Origin of the sequence: Silvania hatchlandensis (assembly GCF_025564065.1) — a bacterium.
In the GTDB taxonomy this organism is placed as follows: domain Bacteria; phylum Pseudomonadota; class Gammaproteobacteria; order Enterobacterales; family Enterobacteriaceae; genus Enterobacter; species Enterobacter hatchlandensis.
Genome location: NZ_JAMGZK010000050.1, coordinates 156,796 through 172,333, shown reverse-complemented (window position 1 = coordinate 172,333; position 15,538 = coordinate 156,796). Strand labels below are relative to the sequence as shown.

The window sequence follows — 15,538 nt, the reverse complement described above, 5'->3', positions numbered from 1 at the left end:
GTGATTCGGCCAACAGAATAGCATGGGATCTTGTCAGGTAGGGTGGTGGGATAGGTGCGGCCTGATGCCCTCACCCCGACCCTCTCCCACAGGGAGAGGGCGCAAACATTAAAAACGACAACGGGCGTTGCCGTTTTGCTTTTACTTTAGAACCAGGCTTCCCACATGGCGCCGACGTTGAAGTCGTCCAGCGTCTCATCCTTGGTGTTGTTCACGCGGGCGGTGCGTTCGTTATCCACCTTGCCGCCGGTGACGTAGAAGCGCAGCATCGGACGGAATTCCGGGCCCATGGCGATAGACATGTTCTGCGACAGGGTCAGCTTCCAGCCTTTGTTATCGCCGCCGTTGTCGTAATCAACGTGCTGCCAGCCCGCTTCCAGCCAGGTGGAGTGAACGTCGTTCCACCAGTGCATTGGACGGACGATCGCATTGTAGTTTTTGCGGTTGTCGGTTTTGTCACGGCTGTTATCGAAGTCGTGGAAGGCCAGAATGTACTCCACCTGCGTTGCCTGGGTGAATTTATGCAGCCCTTCGAAGCTGGCGTACACCGTGGTCAGATCCTCGGTTTTATTGAATACGCTGTTGTCTGAGTTATCCGAGTAACGGGCGATCACTTTGTTTACGCCGCTGTCGTTGGTGTGGCTAAGCACCGCGCCGCCCTGCCAGGCGTTCATGCGCGCGTCGGTGTCGATGGCTTTCGAGTCAAAGCCGTAGTTAGCGTAGATTTCCACATCCACCGGGCCGAGCTTCATGCCGTGGATTTTGGAGGTTGCCGCGTAGTTGCCTTTGTCGCCGGTGCCGGAGCCACCGGTACAGGTGATGCGCGAGGGGTTGGCTTCGTCATTCATGACCTGCGGGCTACAGGATTCGACCGCAGCCACGGTGGCGACGTCAAACTGTACGCCGCCGATGTCGAAGTTCTTCACCCCGGCACCCTGGCCGTCGTGGTTCATCCAGAAGTAGTCGTTGATGCCCTGTTGCGGACGCTGGTGGAAGTCACGACCGGCCCACAGATAGGCGTTCGGATTGGATTCCAGCACGTTCGTCACGCCCGCGTAGGCTTTTTTCAGGTTAACTTCGTCGCCCCAGTGGTCGATCATCACGTTGACGTCCCAGATGGCACCGTTTTCGCTCCTGAACGCTTTGGAGAGCTGGAACTCACCGCCGTTGCCTTCGTTACCGAGACGACCAATGGCGGAGGCGCCGTTATAGGAACCGTCCACGGCCACGTATTTCTGATCGGCAGCCTGGAAGTGCGCGCCGTAGCGGGCGTAACCGGTAAATTTAATCCCGAACGGGATCGCCATATCCGGCGATTGCGCGGCGCTTTGCGGCTCGTTGAGGACATCGGCTTTTTTCGCTACTGCAGCATCCATTTTGGCCTGACGATCGGCCAGGGCTTTGTCCACCGCTTTGGCCACAATGGCGTCGATTTGCTCCTGAGTAAACTCCTGTGCGAGGACAGAAATTGGGCAAAGCGCGGCGAGAACCGCCATTGTTAATGGAAGTTTTTTTATCATGTTCATGGTTATCTCAATATAGTTTAATTTTATTCAGACAATAACCATCCCATTTCGGTTGGACATTAATTGTCGCTATCACCAAAAGAAGGGGGGTTTATATTTTATAGGTACAGAGGCGTTACGCTATTATCGTGACAATATCTCCATTACTGATATTCAATTAATTAGCGCTGGTATAAATGAATAATCTCTTCGGATAATTCACGGGCCAGCAGCGAGTTCATTAAATGATCCTGGGCATGTACCATAATTAACGTCATCGGCTGGCGGGCTTCGCCTGCGTCCTGTTCGATGAGTTTGGTCTGCATATGGTGTGCCTGGCGCGAGTAACCATCGGCTTCGCGCAGCAGGCTTTTCGCTTCGTCAAAGTTGCCCTGCCGCGCAGCATGCAGTGCTTCAAAGCACAGGCTGCGCGACTGACCAGCATTGACGATGATTTCCATTACCGCTTCTTCTAAGGCAATCATCATCTTTTCTCTATTTATCGAAACTATTATTCAGAGAGGTGGCGGCAAACCACTCTCCACTCTTTTTAATGGTGCGCTGCTGCGTGGTAATATCCAGCTGGACAAAACCGTAGCGGTTTTTATAGCCATTGCACCACGACCAGTTATCAATAAATGTCCACATATGGTAGCCAAGACAGTTACAGCCTTCGCTAATACCTTTGTGCAGCCATTTAAGGTGTTCGGAAATAAACTCGATGCGGTATTGATCGTTAATTTGACCGTCTTCAATAAAACGCTGCTCGTTTTCGACGCCCATGCCGTTCTCAGAAATAAAGCAGCGTGGGTTGCCGTAATTATCGCGCAGATTAACGAGAATATCGTAAATACCTGGCTCGTAAATTTCCCAGCCGCGGTACGGGTTCATTTTACGGCCCGGCATCTCGTAGCTGTCGAAGAACCATTCCGGCATAAACGGCGCCAGCGGATTCACGGCAGATTCGCGTGCCTTCACCCGACGCGGCTGATAGTAGTTCACCCCCAGCAGGTCGATTTTGCCGTCGGCAATCAGCGCGCTGTCTTCGGGCCGACAGGCAGGCAGCTGATCGTGTGCTTTCAGCAACGCCACCAGATCCGCCGGATATTCACCGCTCAGCACCGGGTCGAGGAAGCTGCGGTTAAACAGCAGGTCGGCATGGTGCGCTGCTTTCACATCCGCCGGATTCTGCGAACGCGGATACGACGGGGTCAGGTTCAGCACGATGCCAATCTCACCGGCAAAATGCCCGGCGCGGAAGGCGCGAACCGCCTGCGAATGTGCCAGCACGGTGTGATATGCCACGGTGGCTGCACGACGGAAATCGACCACGTTCGGGTAGTGGAAGTCGTACAGATACCCGCCCTCTACCGGCACAATCGGCTCGTTAAAGGTAAACCAGTGCATTACCCGATCGCCAAACAGCTCAAAACAGGTTTCGGCATAGCGGGCATAGGCTGCCACCACGTCCCGGTTTTCCCAGCCGCCAATCTCCTGCATCGCCATCGGCATGTCGAAGTGGAACAGGGTCATAAACGGCGTCACGCCCTGGGCCAGCAGTTCGTCGATCACCTGATTGTAAAATGCGACCGCTTCCGGATTCACTTCACCTATACCGTCAGGGATCAGGCGCGACCAGCTTATCGAGGTGCGAAAGCTATTGTGGTTCAGCTGCTTTAACAGCTGAATGTCCGCTTTCCAGTTCTGATAGAACGTGGATGTATTCTGCGGCCCCACCCCATTGTGAAAGCGATTCGGTTGCTGGGCGAACCAGTGGTCCCAGGTGGTTAATCCTTTGCCATTGCCCTGGCTTTCCCCTTCGGTTTGCAATGCGGAAGCCGCGCTACCCCACCAGAAGTTCTCGGGAAATGCATATTTCATAAAACGTCCTCTTTGACTTAGTTACCGACGGTTTCAGCGGCACCTACGGTTGCCTGCGCTTTTTGCTCTTCGTTTTTCATCAAAGAACGTTCATAAGCACGCAGGAACGGTAAATACATCAGCGCCGACATCGCCATACAAATGAAGCACATCACTACCGGACTCAGGGCCCAGTTTGCCGCCCAGGAGGCGCCAATCGGTGCCGGGGTGGTCCACGGCGTCAGCGACACAACCTGTGCCAGCCAGCCGAGTTTGGTCGCGCCATACGCCAGACAGGCGTTGATCATCGGTACGAACACGAACGGGATAAACAGCATCGGGTTCATGATGATCGGTGCGCCGAACAGAATCGGTTCGTTGATGTTAAAGAAGCTTGGCACAACGCCCATTTTGCCGATGGTGCGCAGGTGCGTTACGCGGCTGCGCAGCAGCAGGAAGGCCAGCGGCAGCGTTGAGCCCACCCCGCCAATCAGCAGGTAGTGATCCCAGAAGCCTTGCAGATACACGTGCGGCAGGGCAGCACCGGCAGCCAGTGCTGCCTGGTTAGCGGACAGGTTCGCCATCCAGAACGGGTTCATGATGCCTGTGACGATCAGCGCGCCGTGGATCCCGGCAAACCAGAAAATCTGGCACAGCAGGACGGAGAGCAGAATCGCTGGCAGGGAGTCAGACGCCGACACCAGCGGCTCCAGCAGGTGCATAATCGCCTGCGGGATGATCATCCCGGTCTGTGCTTCGATAAACAGGTTCAGCGGGTGCAGGGTACCGATCACCACAACCACCGGGATCAGGATTTCAAACGAACGCGCCACGCCGGTTGGCACTTCTTTCGGCAGACGGATGGTGACTTTCTTCTCTTTCAGCCAGGCATACACGCGGGTGGCGTAGATAGAGGTGATAAGCGCGGTGAAAATGCCCTGGCCCGACAGATACTGGGTGGAGATTTTGCCGTCGGCATAAGGCGCCGCCACCAGCAGGAACGCCATAAAGGCCAGCAGGCCGGACATCACCGGGTCGAGATTAAACTGACGACCCAGGCTGGCGCCAATCCCTACCGAGATAAAGAAGGTCATCACCCCCATGCTGAGGTTGAACGGCAGCATCAGCTGTTCGCGATAGGTCTCGGAGAAATCGAGCCAGCCGCGGGCAAAGCTGTTGGTGGTGTCCGCTGAGAACGGCGGGAAGATAAACACCAGCATAAACGAGCCGATGATCATAAACGGCAGCGCGGCGGTAAAGCCGTCGCGGATAGCAATCACGTACTTTTGCTGGCCCAGCTTGCCCGCCAGTGGCGCAATGGACTGCTCAATGACGGCAACCATAGATTGATATAACGAACTCATGAGAACACCTTTTAGTGTGCCGCTTCAATGAGCGACAGAGCATAGTCCAGCACTTTATCACCACGCTGCATACCGTAATCCATCATATCAATGGCTTGTACCGGCACACCTTGCGTAGCAGCCTTGTCTGAGAGCGTTTTTAACATGTATTTGACTTGCGGTCCGAGAAGCACGACCTGGTATTGCGGAAACTGCGTATCAAATTCGGACACGCCATAGGCATCAATTTTGACCGGTAACCCGCGTTCTTCTGCGACTTCGACCATTTTCCGCACCAGCAAACTGGTGGACATCCCGGCAGAGCAGCACAGCATAATCTTGAACATCGACATCCCATCCTCAAAATGTAAACAGTTATTGCGGAGATGATTGGATAACATATGGAAACCGGTTTCCATTGATATAAGGCAGAAGTGTGACACCCATCAAGATCCATTGCTTATGGGGGTTGGATATCGGATTTTGGTCACGATTTTTGGCGGTTTTTACATCAAATGGATGGAAACGGAAAATCGGTTTCCATGGAAAACGGAAACAGCTATACTCCTGAGTGGCTATAATATGGCCGGTGCGGGATTAGGAATTACAGGTGCCTGGTGCGACCTGTCAGAGGATAAAGATGTCTACAATCAACGATGTATCACGTCTGGCCGGGGTGTCCAAAGCCACGGTATCACGGGTGTTGAGTGGGTCACGCGGCGTGAAGGAAGCCAGTCGCCTTGCCGTACTGAAAGCAGTCGATGAGCTGAACTATCGGCCGAATGTCATTGCCCAGTCGCTGCTGAGCCAGTCCACCGGCTGTATCGGTGTGATTTGCGCGCAGGACAATATTAACCAGACTACCGGCTATCTGTACGCGCTGGAAAAACACCTCAGCCAGCACCAGAAGCACCTGCTGCTTCGCTTCGCCAACACCAAAGCAGAAGTCATGAATGCGCTGGATGAACTCTCCTGCGGGTTGTGCGATGACATTCTGATTATTGGCGCGCGCTTTCCGCTGCAGATCGAGCAGGAGAACGTCATCCTGGTGGACTGCATGGAGTCAGATAATGTCAACAGCATCCAGTTTGACCATGCGTTTGCCGCAGAAACCGCCTGCACTTTTTTAGCCAGCCAGGGGCGACGTCAGATTGCCCTCATCCAGCCTCAGGGCAGCGGATTCGCTGACCAGGTGCTGCTGGGTTACAAACATGCGCTGGAAAAAAACTTTCTGCCGTTTAATCGCAATCTGGTGTTTATGGAAGCCACCTCATCGTCAGTGGCGTTACAGGAACTGCTGCATAACGCCAGTACGCTGAATTTCAATGCGCTGCTGGTGGCCGACGAGCAGGAAGCGCAGCGGGTGATCCCGCAGCTGCAGGCATTCAATAAATCGGTGCCGGGCGACATCATGGTGTTCAGCCTTGCCGGCTCCCTGCATCTGCCGGGGATCCCGACCATTCCGGCGATTGAATACTCCATGGATGCGATGGCTGCACGGATCGTCAGCTGGCTGGATGAAAAAACGCAGATGCTGGGGTCGTATGTGCTGCGCGGGGATTTGATTATTCCGGATATGCGGCGATAAAAATTAAGGGGGCGTGATGGCCCCTTTATGCGTAATCAGTAATCCTCCATGCAGTCCACCCGACTGACGGCATCCCAGTACCCGTCCTGGTTGTTGCGCTTCATCGCCACCACCGCATTCTTGACCAGCATCTGATTTGCCTCGGAAGACATAATCATTTTTTCCCATTCCTGGTTGCTCTGCTTGCGCTGCGGGGCGCAGGCTTTCTTCACATCCTTCAACACCAGCTGCTTCATCTGCTCAAGTTTTACCGGGTCATCCATTTCCTGTGCATCCTCCGCATGGACGAAGGCGGCAAAAAGCAGGCAGACGACGAGGCAAAACAGATGTGCTGACTTCATGATGACCTCCGGAAAAAACCACACACGTTCCTGTGAAATATATAGTTACATCCGCATTTGCGACCCAAGCCGAAAGTATTAATTTTCCCAATAGTTGCGCAGGGGTAGGAATAAGCGTAGCCGCAGTTTTTGGCGGACAGGCAAGCCTGAAAGAAATTTTTGTGATGGCCGTGACAAGGCGATAAACAAAGGGTGATGCGGCTCGCAAAGGCATTTTTAAGCCGATCTAAGTGTGAGATAGTCCATGTACAGCGTAACGGGAGAATGATATGCAGCTGACGATCACCGACACCATCACCGAACAGGATCAAGAAGAACTGTTGCAAGGATTACGCGCCTACAACGGGCAATTTATCGATTTTACCATTGTGGGAGGCGATATCGCGGTGTATGTCCGCGACGACAGCGGCACGATGCGCGGCGGGCTGATCGGCAGGCGGGTGGGGGAATGGCTGGATATCAAATATCTGTGGGTGTGCAGCGAGACACGCACCAGCGGAGTGGGTACGCAGCTGATGCAGATGGCCGAAGAGGAAGCAAAGCGCCAGGGCTGTCGGCATTCGCTGGTGGATACCCTCAGCTTCCAGGCGCGGCCATTTTATGAAAAGCAGGGCTATCAGCTGAAAATGACGCTGGACGATTTCCCGTACCAGGGCATGCAGCGGTACTACCTGTCGAAGGCGCTTTAGGGGCCAATCCCACCGCCAATGACCGCCAGGGCATGGCGCACGATGCTCTCCGGCGAGAGGGTGTTTAACCTCTCGTCACTACGCATCCGTGAAAAAGGCACCAGCACCAGGCTTAACAGGGTAGTGAACAGCAGCGCCGGCTCCAGATTGCGGTTTAGCTTTCCCTCCTGCTGCCAGCGGGCGAGGGTATTCAGCGTGGTCTGATATTTCTCATCGCCAAACCGGGCCTGCAGGTGCGATCGCAGCACCGGCATTTCCCCTATGACCTCCTGCATCCACAGCGGTGCGAACCAGTCGTGCTCGACGGCCAGGGCGGCGAGCTGCTTCACCATCAGGGTCAGGGCGGCCACCGGATCGTCCGGATGGGTACTGAACGTCGCCCCGATCGCGCTGCGCAGCGGCAGAAAACGCTCTTCGATCATTGCATCCAGCAGCTGTTCCCGAGAGTTAAAATAGTAGTGCAGCATCGCCGGCGTCACGCCCGCCTCTTTGGCAATGGCGTTGAGCGAGGTGCGGGCAATCCCCTGACGCGCAAAGAGATTCAGGGCGATATCCAGCAGCTGTTCCCGGCTGGTGGCGGTGGGTTTGCTCCCGCGCGGTCGCCCGGGGCGACGCGCCGCTGGCTTGAGGTCGGAATTATCTTTATGTGCTGGCATGTGCGGAGGATCCCTTGACCGAATACATAACTTCATTGAATATTAATTATCTCATTAATTAATTACAAGCGGTGTTTTATGACGTCTGATTCCTCGACTCAAACCAACAATGCACCCTCAGTGCGGCTGCTGTTCAGCGCGCTATTGCTGGTGATGCTGCTCTCGGCCCTCGATCAGACCATCGTCTCCACGGCGCTACCCACCATCGTGGGGGAGCTGGGCGGCCTGGATAAGCTCTCCTGGGTGGTTACGGCTTATATTTTGAGTTCCACGATTGTGGTGCCGCTATACGGCAAGTTTGGCGATCTTTTTGGCCGCAAAATTGTCCTGCAAATCGCGATTGTCCTGTTTTTGCTGGGCTCCGCCCTGTGCGGGCTGGCGCAGAATATGACCCAACTGGTGCTGATGCGCGCTCTGCAGGGGCTCGGCGGCGGTGGGCTGATGGTGATCAGCATGGCGGCTGTGGCCGACGTGATCCCGCCTGCGGATCGCGGCCGCTATCAGGGCTTATTCGGCGGGGTCTTTGGCCTGGCGACGGTTATCGGCCCGCTGATCGGCGGCTTTATCGTGCAGCACGCCTCCTGGCGCTGGATCTTTTATATCAACCTGCCGCTGGGGCTGTTTGCTCTGCTGGTGATTGGGGCGGTATTCCGCGGCAGTGCGAAGCGCAACACGCATGAAATCGACTATTTAGGGGCGATTTATCTCAGCATGGCGCTGCTGTGCATCATCCTGTTTACCAGCGAAGGGGGCACGGTACGCGAGTGGAGCGACCCGCAGCTGTGGTGCATTCTGGCTTTTGGCCTGACGGGCATTGCCGGGTTCATCTATGAGGAGCGTCTGGCGTGGGAGCCGATTATTCCGCTGTCGCTGTTCCGGGATCGCAGCTTCCTGCTCTGCAGCCTGATAGGCTTTATTATCGGCATGTCGCTGTTTGGCTCGGTGACCTTCCTGCCGCTCTATCTGCAGATAGTCAAAGACGCCACCCCGACCCAGGCCGGTCTACAGCTGATCCCGCTGATGGGTGGGCTGCTGCTGACCTCAATTATTAGCGGTCGCATTATCAGCCGCACCGGCAAATACCGCCTGTTCCCGATCCTCGGCACCTTGCTGGGTGTGGTCGGCATGACGTTGCTGACGCGGATCACCGTTGATTCGCCAATCTGGCAGCTGTATCTGTTTACCGCCGTGCTGGGGATGGGACTGGGTATGGTGATGCAGGTGCTGGTGCTGGCGGTACAGAACAGCGTCTCAGCCAGCCAGTACGGGGTGGCAACCTCGGGCGTGACCCTGTTCCGCTCGATTGGCGGGGCCATTGGCGTGGCGCTGTTTGGCGCGGTATTCACCAACGTATTGCAGTCGGGTCTGATGGCACGGATACCCGAGGGCAGCGAACTGCCCCGGGAGTTGAATCCGACGGCGATACATCATCTGCCTGACGCCCTGCGGCTGGACTACCTGGACGCCTTTGGATCCGCCATCCACGCCGTATTTATGCTGGCCGCCGCCATAATGGTGCTGGCGTTTGTGCTGTCGTGGTTTTTACGTGAAACGCCGCTGCAGAAGAGTGTGGTCTGACCCCCTGACGCCCGGTGGCGCTACGCTTACCGGGCCGACAATCGCCCTGCGCATATAACTTATCCTTCTTACTGATTCCTTTTCGTTTTTTCGCCTGCCGCTGCGTTGTCGATATAGTCGATAAAACATTAATCAAAAGGAACTGTCTGGTGAAACTTCGATTGGGTGCTGTTCTTCTCGCGGGTCTGATACTGGCGGGCTGTGACCAAAGCGGCGGCGATGCTAAACACATCAAAGTTGGCGTGATTAACGGTGCCGAGCAGGACGTGGCAGAAGTGGCCAAAAAAGTGGCGAAGGAGAAATTCGGCCTCGACGTGGAGCTGGTGGGATTCAGCGGCTCGCTGCTGCCAAACGATGCGACAAGCCACGGCGAACTGGATGCCAACGTCTTCCAGCACCGTCCGTTCCTGGCCGAAGATAATAAGGCCCACGGCTACAAGCTGGTAGCGGTCGGCAATACCTTTGTGTTCCCGATGGCGGGCTATTCCCGCAAGATCAAATCGGTGACCGAGCTGAAAGACGGCGCGACCATCGCCATCCCGAACGACCCCACCAACCTGGGCCGCGCGCTGCTATTGTTGCAAAACGAAAAGCTGATCACCCTGAAGCCGGATACCGGCCTGCTGCCGACGGCGCTGGATATCACCGCGAACCCGCGTAACCTGAAAATTATGGAGCTGGAAGGGGCGCAACTGCCGCGCGTGCTGGACGATCCGAAAGTGGATGTGGCGATTATCAGCACCACCTATCTCCAGCAAACCGGGCTGTCGCCGGTGCATGACAGCGTCTTTATCGAAGACAAAAACTCGCCGTATGTGAATATCATCGTGACACGTGAAGAGAACAAAGAGGCGCAGAACGTGAAGGAGTTTATCCAGTCGTATCAGTCGCCGGAAGTGGCGAAGGCGGCAGAGACTATCTTTAACGGCGGGGCAGTGCCGGGCTGGTAACTGAACGCATATGGGGCGCTAGCGATCCTCCCGGCGATGCCAGAGGTCGACAATATAAATCGCAGTGCCCCGTATTTCATAATGCACTTCATATTCATCGAAGATCATTTTCCTGACTTCGCGCGGTTGATAGCGGGTCAGGTAAACGCCCATTGCAGGGCAATTCCCGAGGCTTGTCGTGCCTTCGATAAGTCTGTCGAGTATGTCGTTAGCATGCTTGCGGCTGTACTGCATGGCAAACTGATAAATCCGTTCAAGATCGTCCTGAGCTTTCCGTGTCCAGAATATTTCCATGAATTACTCTTTTTTCAGGCGTGCCGCAAAATCCACAATCTCTGAGTGGCTGACTACCCGTCCGGCATCGACATCCGCAAGCCCTGACAGGATATCGTTATGTCGGCGTTCCCGCTCTGCCAGCATAAACGTTAGCGCCTCTTTAATGATCCAGCTTTTTGAACGGTCCAACTCCTGGGCCAATTTTTCGATAGCCAACGCCAGTTCTACAGGGATTTGTGCGCTGATGGTCTGTTTAGCATGCGATCGCATTGCTGGCCTCGTTTAATAACAGTTAATAACTTTTATTAATCTAGCATGGTTGTGCCGGAAATTGCACCCGGCATCATACGTTAGCAACGTTGGCCCGATCCCATCGCTTAATGCCCTTTTGCCCACATCCTGATACCTCTCCTCCGGCTATCCTTTCGGCATAACACACCGGAGAACCGCCATGAACATCACTCACATTCGTAACGCCACACAGCTAATCACCTACGCAGGTAAGCGCTTTTTGATTGACCCATTGCTGGCACCAAAGGATGCCTATCCTGGTTTCCCAGGCACCGCCCGCGCTGAGATCCGCAACCCGATGGTTGAACTGCCTTTTGCTGTCGACACCCTGCTGGATGTTGATGCGGTGATCGTGACCCACACCCATGACGACCACTGGGATCAGTACGCTATCGAGCTGCTGGCTAAAGACAAACCGATTTTCGTGCAGCATGAGCATGACGCACAGCTGCTGCAGAGCCAGGGTTTCACCCATCTGACGGTACTGACCGACAATAGCTATTTTGACGGGATCCAGCTAAGCAAAACCCACGGAGGGCAGCACGGCACCGACCGCGCCTACGCCGTGCCGGAGCTGGCAGAACGCCTCGGCGAGGCCTGCGGCGTGGTATTTCGCCATCCTGACGAGAAAACGCTGCTGATTGCGGGTGACACCATTTTGCGCCCGGAAGTGGCCGCCGACCTGGCGCTACATCAGCCGGACGTGGTGGTATTGAATGCTGGCTACGCGCACGTGATCGGCTTTGGGCCGATCATTATGGGCGCGGAGGATGTGCTGAACGTGCACTACCTGCTGCCGCAGGCCAGAATCGTCGCCGTCCATATGGAGGCGATCAATCACTGCCTGCTGACGCGTAGCGCGCTGCGGGAATATGTTGATGCAAACCTGATTGGCGATGCAGTCACCATTCCGCAGGATGGAGAAAGCGTTATAGTCTGAGCAGAATCCGGGCAGAGGAGAACCGAGTGAAGTTAACAACTGTGGCGATTGTCGCCGTCGACGGGTTCAGCCCCTTTCACTACTCTGTGCCCTGCATTTTGTTCGGTGACAGCATCAGCGGCGAAAAGCGCTTTGATGTGCGCATCTGCGCCGAAACGCCGGGAATGCTGACCTCCCGCGACGGTTTCGCCCTGAATGCGACGGACGACTTTAGCGCCATCGGGCGGGCAGATATTGTGGTGGTACCTTACTGGGCGCACGTCCTCCATCGCCCGCCGCAGACGTTGCTCGACAGCCTGGTGCAGGCGAGAAATCACGGCGCGGAGATTGTCGGGCTGTGTCTTGGGGCGTTTGTACTGGGTTACGCGGGTATTCTGGACGGTAAACGGGCCGCGACCCACTGGGAGTTTGAACGACAGTTCCAGTCGTTGTTCCCGGCGGTCGCACTGGATATCAATGCCCTGTACGTCGATGACGACCGCATTATTACTTCCGCAGGTACCGCGGCGGCGCTGGATTGCTGTCTGTACATTATTCGTCAACGTTTTGGCAGCACGGTGGCGAACCAGATTGCCCGACGGATGATCGTTCCACCGCATCGCGAGGGCGGACAGGCGCAGTACATCGCCCAGCCGGTACCTGAAAATACCCGCGATGCACGCATTAACAGCCTGATCGATTACCTCCAGCGCAATATCGCCCAGCCACTGAGTCTGGATGCACTGGCGGAGAGAGTCGCGATGAGTCGCCGCACGCTGACCCGCCACTTTATGAAAGCGACCGGCATGAGCGTCGCCGGGTGGCTTACTGCTGAACGCCTGCGCCGCAGCCAGCTATTGCTCGAGGCAGGCACGCTGCCGATCGACACGGTGGCGGAGCAGGTAGGGTTTCTTTCTGCGGTGACCTACAGACAGCAGTTTAAAGCGCGCTTTGGCGTCAGCCCGGCGGAGTGGCGGAAAACCTTCCGCACGCGACTGTAGGTCGGATCCACCCGGCATTACCCCAGCCGCGCCATCCTCGGCGTGTCCAGCCTTACGGTTTAAAACCGTACGGAATCACAGTGTTATAAGCAAAGTGCAAAAAAAAGACGACAGTGAGGGTGTCGTCTAAAAGGGGTACTGGTTGGGGCCTCTTTAGGTCAATGGGGCCTTCGCATTTTTACGGTCAGGCTACCGCCAGCCGCAATCCCAGCGCGTCGGGATAGGGGGTGAAGTAGTTTTGCGTCTGCAGATATTTATCCGGGTACTCCGCCAGATAGTGCTTCAGCAGGGTGATGGGGGCGAGAAGCGGCAGCAGCCCGTTGCGGTAGCTGAGGATCACCTCGCTTAACTCCGTGCGTCGACGGGTGTTGAGTTGCTCGCGGAAATAGCCCTGGATGTGCATCAGCACATTGGTGTGGTTCTTGCGCGAGGCGGGCTGTTTGAGGATCGCCATCAGCTTTGCCCGGTAGGCGACAAAAAATTCCTCAAGGCTGTCCCACTCGTGCATGCGAGCGACAAACGGACCGATCTCACGATAGCCCGGCTGATCGTGGGCCAGAAGCTGCAGTTTGTAGCGGCTATGATAGTCCAGCAGCGCGCGGCGGGTTAAGCCGTTTGCCCGCAGAGTGTTGAGCTCGTAGAGAGCAAAAATGCGCTCGATAAAGCTCTCGCGTAACGCCGGGTCGTGCAGGCGGCCGTCTTCTTCTACCGGCAGCCAGGGGTACATCTCCAGCAGGGCGGCGGTGAACAAACCGATGCCCTCTTTTGCCCCGCGATCTCCGTTTTCATTGTACAGCCGCACCCGCTCCATCCCGCAGCTGGGAGATTTGGCACAGACGATAAAACCCGCAAGATCGCCGATTTTAGGCAGGTAATCTGCCGTAAAATCCGCCATTTTTTGCGTGACGTCATCAAAAGGGGCATGGCAAAAACGCATGCTGATTTCGCCGGGGGCGATCTTCGTGAGGTGCAGCGCCGGGCGCGGGGTCGGCAGACCGATTGCCATTTCCGGACAAACCGGCCGGAAGGTGACCCACTGGGACAGTTCATCCATGACAAAGCCCATCCGCTTATGTCCGCCGTCGAAGCGAACGGCGGACCCGGTCAAGCATCCGCTAATACCCAGTACAGGTTTTGTTGTCATGGTGTACACCTCCAGAGGTTATACTTAAAACTTACACAACATGTCTGTTTTGTCCAGGTATTGCCGAGGCTACTTTTTATTATTAATATTTATCAATGACTTTTAACTGCCCTTGTAGGTCGAGTAACCGTACTGGCTGAGCAGAAGAGGAATGTGCAGCTTTTCGTTGGTGCGGGTGACGGTAAACAGCACCGGGATTTCCGGGAAGAACGATTCCAGCTTGTTCGCATGGAAGTAATTCGCAGTGTTGAACGTCACTTTGTACACGCCGGGCTGCATATCCTGATCGGCAGGATAGAGCGATTTAATCCGGCCATCCTGGTCCGTTTTGCCGCTGGCAAGCGGTGTCCACGTATCCTGCTGCTGTTTCTCCAGCGTGACGGTAACGCCCGGTGGCGGGGTACCGGTTTGCTGGTCAAGAATATGCACGCTCAGGGTGCCGACAGGGGCGCTAAAGGCGACAGGGGCAAAGGCCAGTGAGGCAAGGGCCAACAGAGGGAGCGTTTTTTTCATGATGTTTTCCTGTGAAGTGGTAAGTGACAGGAAAACGTTAGCACTCCCGGAGCAGGAAAATATTCAACTTTCTGTGACAACTCCCGCAGGAGAAAATAATCAGAGGATAATCACCTCAAGGGAAAGCTGCTGCTGCCACTGTTCAACCTGCTTTTTGCGCGCGGCGGTGAGTTTACCGCGGGTGACTAACAGCCATTTACGGTCCGGAAAAATTTCCGGGGCCAGGGTGGCAGGGGGAATGGGCAGGATATCAATACGGTGGCCCTGACCGGTGCGGGTTAAGGCTTCGAGCCAGATTTCGCATGGATCGTTCAGGTGCCAGCCGCTGAGCAGGACGTTGTCGCCTGCCGCTTTTTTATCGCCCTCAAGGCAAAACGAGGTGTAGGCGATGATGATGCCATCGAGGATCTCGCGCAGAGTCATGGCGGCGGGTACGTTGGCCGACACCTGACTGCGAAGCGGGCGCAAGACGTTTGCGACCAGCTCCGGTCGCGGGTACTCGCGACCCGCATCGTAAATCAGCTGGCGCAGGGAATCGATTTTTCCCGCCTGCAGACGTTGCAGCATGTTCTGTTGCAGCGTTTGCCAGTTATTGGTGCGGCCCGGTACCGGACGTCCCAGCAGCGGCTTCACCTGGCCGATCGGCACGCCTTTTTTCACCCAGTCGAGGATTTTCATCGCCTGCTGGACGTCCTCTTCGCTGTACTGGCGATGGCCGCCCTCGGTGCGCTGCGGCTTGAGTAAACCGTAGCGACGCTGCCACGCCCGCAAGGTAGTGGCGGTGATCCCGCTGAGTCTGGCGAATTCGCCGATGGAGTAAGCCATGCCTGCACCCGAAGAGGAGGAATAATCTTAATATACTACGAATATTTCCCGGCGGGATG

Annotated in this window: 18 protein-coding genes; 6 read left to right on the top strand and 12 right to left on the bottom strand. The window is 55.8% G+C overall.

Annotation, left to right across the window (positions count from 1 at the left end; all coding sequences use genetic code 11):
• Positions 1–146: 146 nt before the first annotated feature.
• From M8014_RS13970 to M8014_RS13950, 5 genes are all read right to left on the bottom strand, one after another.
• Positions 147–1,526, bottom strand: coding sequence for a carbohydrate porin (locus M8014_RS13970; protein WP_271283020.1), 1,380 nt, complete (start codon positions 1,524–1,526; stop codon positions 147–149).
• 161 nt (positions 1,527–1,687) lie between these two features.
• Positions 1,688–1,990, bottom strand: a complete 303-nt coding sequence (locus M8014_RS13965) for a PTS lactose/cellobiose transporter subunit IIA (RefSeq protein WP_271267036.1) — start codon at positions 1,988–1,990, stop codon at positions 1,688–1,690.
• Positions 1,991–2,000: 10 nt separating this feature from the next.
• Entirely contained in the window at positions 2,001–3,386 is a 1,386-nt protein-coding gene (locus tag M8014_RS13960) for a glycoside hydrolase family 1 protein (RefSeq protein ID WP_271283019.1), read from the bottom strand.
• A gap of 17 nt (positions 3,387–3,403) precedes the next feature.
• Positions 3,404–4,729 carry a PTS sugar transporter subunit IIC gene (locus M8014_RS13955; protein WP_271283018.1) on the bottom strand — a complete coding sequence of 442 codons (1,326 nt, stop codon included), beginning with the start codon at positions 4,727–4,729 and terminating at the stop codon, positions 3,404–3,406.
• A gap of 11 nt (positions 4,730–4,740) precedes the next feature.
• Positions 4,741–5,055 carry a PTS sugar transporter subunit IIB gene (locus tag M8014_RS13950; RefSeq protein WP_271266889.1) on the bottom strand — a complete coding sequence of 105 codons (315 nt, stop codon included), beginning with the start codon at positions 5,053–5,055 and terminating at the stop codon, positions 4,741–4,743.
• 293 nt (positions 5,056–5,348) lie between these two features.
• Here M8014_RS13950 and M8014_RS13945 point away from each other — a divergent pair, with 293 nt between their 5' ends.
• Positions 5,349–6,296 (top strand): LacI family DNA-binding transcriptional regulator, encoded by a 948-nt coding sequence (locus tag M8014_RS13945; protein ID WP_271283017.1) that lies wholly within the window; start codon positions 5,349–5,351, stop codon positions 6,294–6,296.
• Positions 6,297–6,331: 35 nt separating this feature from the next.
• Here M8014_RS13945 and M8014_RS13940 read toward each other — a convergent pair whose 3' ends face one another.
• A complete protein-coding gene (locus tag M8014_RS13940; protein WP_271283016.1) occupies positions 6,332–6,637 on the bottom strand; it encodes a YicS family protein in 306 nt (101 codons plus the stop codon).
• A gap of 269 nt (positions 6,638–6,906) precedes the next feature.
• Here M8014_RS13940 and M8014_RS13935 point away from each other — a divergent pair, with 269 nt between their 5' ends.
• Positions 6,907–7,326, top strand: a complete 420-nt coding sequence (locus tag M8014_RS13935) for a GNAT family N-acetyltransferase (RefSeq protein WP_271283015.1) — start codon at positions 6,907–6,909, stop codon at positions 7,324–7,326.
• Here the strand turns inward: M8014_RS13935 and M8014_RS13930 are convergent.
• Positions 7,323–7,982: a TetR/AcrR family transcriptional regulator gene (locus tag M8014_RS13930; protein ID WP_271283014.1), complete on the bottom strand. Its 660-nt coding sequence runs from the start codon at positions 7,980–7,982 to the stop codon at positions 7,323–7,325. The genes M8014_RS13935 and M8014_RS13930 overlap by 4 nt on opposite strands.
• Before the next feature lie 78 nt (positions 7,983–8,060).
• Between M8014_RS13930 and M8014_RS13925 the strand changes: the two genes are divergently transcribed.
• The gene (locus tag M8014_RS13925) at positions 8,061–9,560 is read left to right on the top strand and encodes an MDR family MFS transporter (protein WP_271283013.1); all 1,500 of its coding nucleotides are present in this window, start codon (positions 8,061–8,063) and stop codon (positions 9,558–9,560) included.
• A gap of 149 nt (positions 9,561–9,709) precedes the next feature.
• Complete coding sequence (nlpA, locus tag M8014_RS13920) at positions 9,710–10,510, top strand: lipoprotein NlpA (RefSeq protein WP_271283012.1); 801 nt, start codon at positions 9,710–9,712, stop codon at positions 10,508–10,510.
• A gap of 18 nt (positions 10,511–10,528) precedes the next feature.
• Here nlpA and M8014_RS13915 read toward each other — a convergent pair whose 3' ends face one another.
• The gene (locus M8014_RS13915; protein WP_271283011.1) at positions 10,529–10,804 is read right to left on the bottom strand and encodes a type II toxin-antitoxin system RelE/ParE family toxin; all 276 of its coding nucleotides are present in this window, start codon (positions 10,802–10,804) and stop codon (positions 10,529–10,531) included.
• A gap of 3 nt (positions 10,805–10,807) precedes the next feature.
• Positions 10,808–11,056 carry a CopG family ribbon-helix-helix protein gene (locus tag M8014_RS13910; RefSeq protein ID WP_271283010.1) on the bottom strand — a complete coding sequence of 83 codons (249 nt, stop codon included), beginning with the start codon at positions 11,054–11,056 and terminating at the stop codon, positions 10,808–10,810.
• A gap of 181 nt (positions 11,057–11,237) precedes the next feature.
• Between M8014_RS13910 and M8014_RS13905 the strand changes: the two genes are divergently transcribed.
• Positions 11,238–12,017 carry an MBL fold metallo-hydrolase gene (locus M8014_RS13905; protein ID WP_271283009.1) on the top strand — a complete coding sequence of 260 codons (780 nt, stop codon included), beginning with the start codon at positions 11,238–11,240 and terminating at the stop codon, positions 12,015–12,017.
• Positions 12,018–12,043: 26 nt separating this feature from the next.
• The gene (locus M8014_RS13900; protein ID WP_271283008.1) at positions 12,044–12,997 is read left to right on the top strand and encodes a GlxA family transcriptional regulator; all 954 of its coding nucleotides are present in this window, start codon (positions 12,044–12,046) and stop codon (positions 12,995–12,997) included.
• A 184-nt stretch (positions 12,998–13,181) separates the two neighbouring features.
• On the opposite strand, the gene M8014_RS13895 is transcribed toward M8014_RS13900, so the two are convergent.
• The 3 genes from M8014_RS13895 to M8014_RS13885 form a co-directional block, all read right to left on the bottom strand.
• Positions 13,182–14,141, bottom strand: coding sequence for a YbgA family protein (locus M8014_RS13895; protein ID WP_271283007.1), 960 nt, complete (start codon positions 14,139–14,141; stop codon positions 13,182–13,184).
• 102 nt (positions 14,142–14,243) lie between these two features.
• Complete coding sequence (gene uraH, locus M8014_RS13890) at positions 14,244–14,654, bottom strand: hydroxyisourate hydrolase (RefSeq protein ID WP_271283006.1); 411 nt, start codon at positions 14,652–14,654, stop codon at positions 14,244–14,246.
• A 99-nt stretch (positions 14,655–14,753) separates the two neighbouring features.
• Complete coding sequence (locus M8014_RS13885; protein ID WP_271283005.1) at positions 14,754–15,479, bottom strand: MerR family transcriptional regulator; 726 nt, start codon at positions 15,477–15,479, stop codon at positions 14,754–14,756.
• Positions 15,480–15,538: the final 59 nt, after the last annotated feature.

What these genes read in the sequence shown, in the direction of transcription:
- M8014_RS13970 (WP_271283020.1), bottom strand. Translation starts at nt 1,526, where the DNA reads ATGAACATGATAAAAAAACTTCCATTAACAATGGCGGTTCTCGCCGCG.
- M8014_RS13965 (WP_271267036.1), bottom strand. Translation starts at nt 1,990, where the DNA reads ATGATTGCCTTAGAAGAAGCGGTAATGGAAATCATCGTCAATGCTGGT.
- M8014_RS13960 (WP_271283019.1), bottom strand. Translation starts at nt 3,386, where the DNA reads ATGAAATATGCATTTCCCGAGAACTTCTGGTGGGGTAGCGCGGCTTCC.
- M8014_RS13955 (WP_271283018.1), bottom strand. Translation starts at nt 4,729, where the DNA reads ATGAGTTCGTTATATCAATCTATGGTTGCCGTCATTGAGCAGTCCATT.
- M8014_RS13950 (WP_271266889.1), bottom strand. Translation starts at nt 5,055, where the DNA reads ATGTTCAAGATTATGCTGTGCTGCTCTGCCGGGATGTCCACCAGTTTG.
- M8014_RS13945 (WP_271283017.1), top strand. Translation starts at nt 5,349, where the DNA reads ATGTCTACAATCAACGATGTATCACGTCTGGCCGGGGTGTCCAAAGCC.
- M8014_RS13940 (WP_271283016.1), bottom strand. Translation starts at nt 6,637, where the DNA reads ATGAAGTCAGCACATCTGTTTTGCCTCGTCGTCTGCCTGCTTTTTGCC.
- M8014_RS13935 (WP_271283015.1), top strand. Translation starts at nt 6,907, where the DNA reads ATGCAGCTGACGATCACCGACACCATCACCGAACAGGATCAAGAAGAA.
- M8014_RS13930 (WP_271283014.1), bottom strand. Translation starts at nt 7,982, where the DNA reads ATGCCAGCACATAAAGATAATTCCGACCTCAAGCCAGCGGCGCGTCGC.
- M8014_RS13925 (WP_271283013.1), top strand. Translation starts at nt 8,061, where the DNA reads ATGACGTCTGATTCCTCGACTCAAACCAACAATGCACCCTCAGTGCGG.
- M8014_RS13915 (WP_271283011.1), bottom strand. Translation starts at nt 10,804, where the DNA reads ATGGAAATATTCTGGACACGGAAAGCTCAGGACGATCTTGAACGGATT.
- M8014_RS13910 (WP_271283010.1), bottom strand. Translation starts at nt 11,056, where the DNA reads ATGCGATCGCATGCTAAACAGACCATCAGCGCACAAATCCCTGTAGAA.
- M8014_RS13905 (WP_271283009.1), top strand. Translation starts at nt 11,238, where the DNA reads ATGAACATCACTCACATTCGTAACGCCACACAGCTAATCACCTACGCA.
- M8014_RS13895 (WP_271283007.1), bottom strand. Translation starts at nt 14,141, where the DNA reads ATGACAACAAAACCTGTACTGGGTATTAGCGGATGCTTGACCGGGTCC.
- uraH (WP_271283006.1), bottom strand. Translation starts at nt 14,654, where the DNA reads ATGAAAAAAACGCTCCCTCTGTTGGCCCTTGCCTCACTGGCCTTTGCC.
- M8014_RS13885 (WP_271283005.1), bottom strand. Translation starts at nt 15,479, where the DNA reads ATGGCTTACTCCATCGGCGAATTCGCCAGACTCAGCGGGATCACCGCC.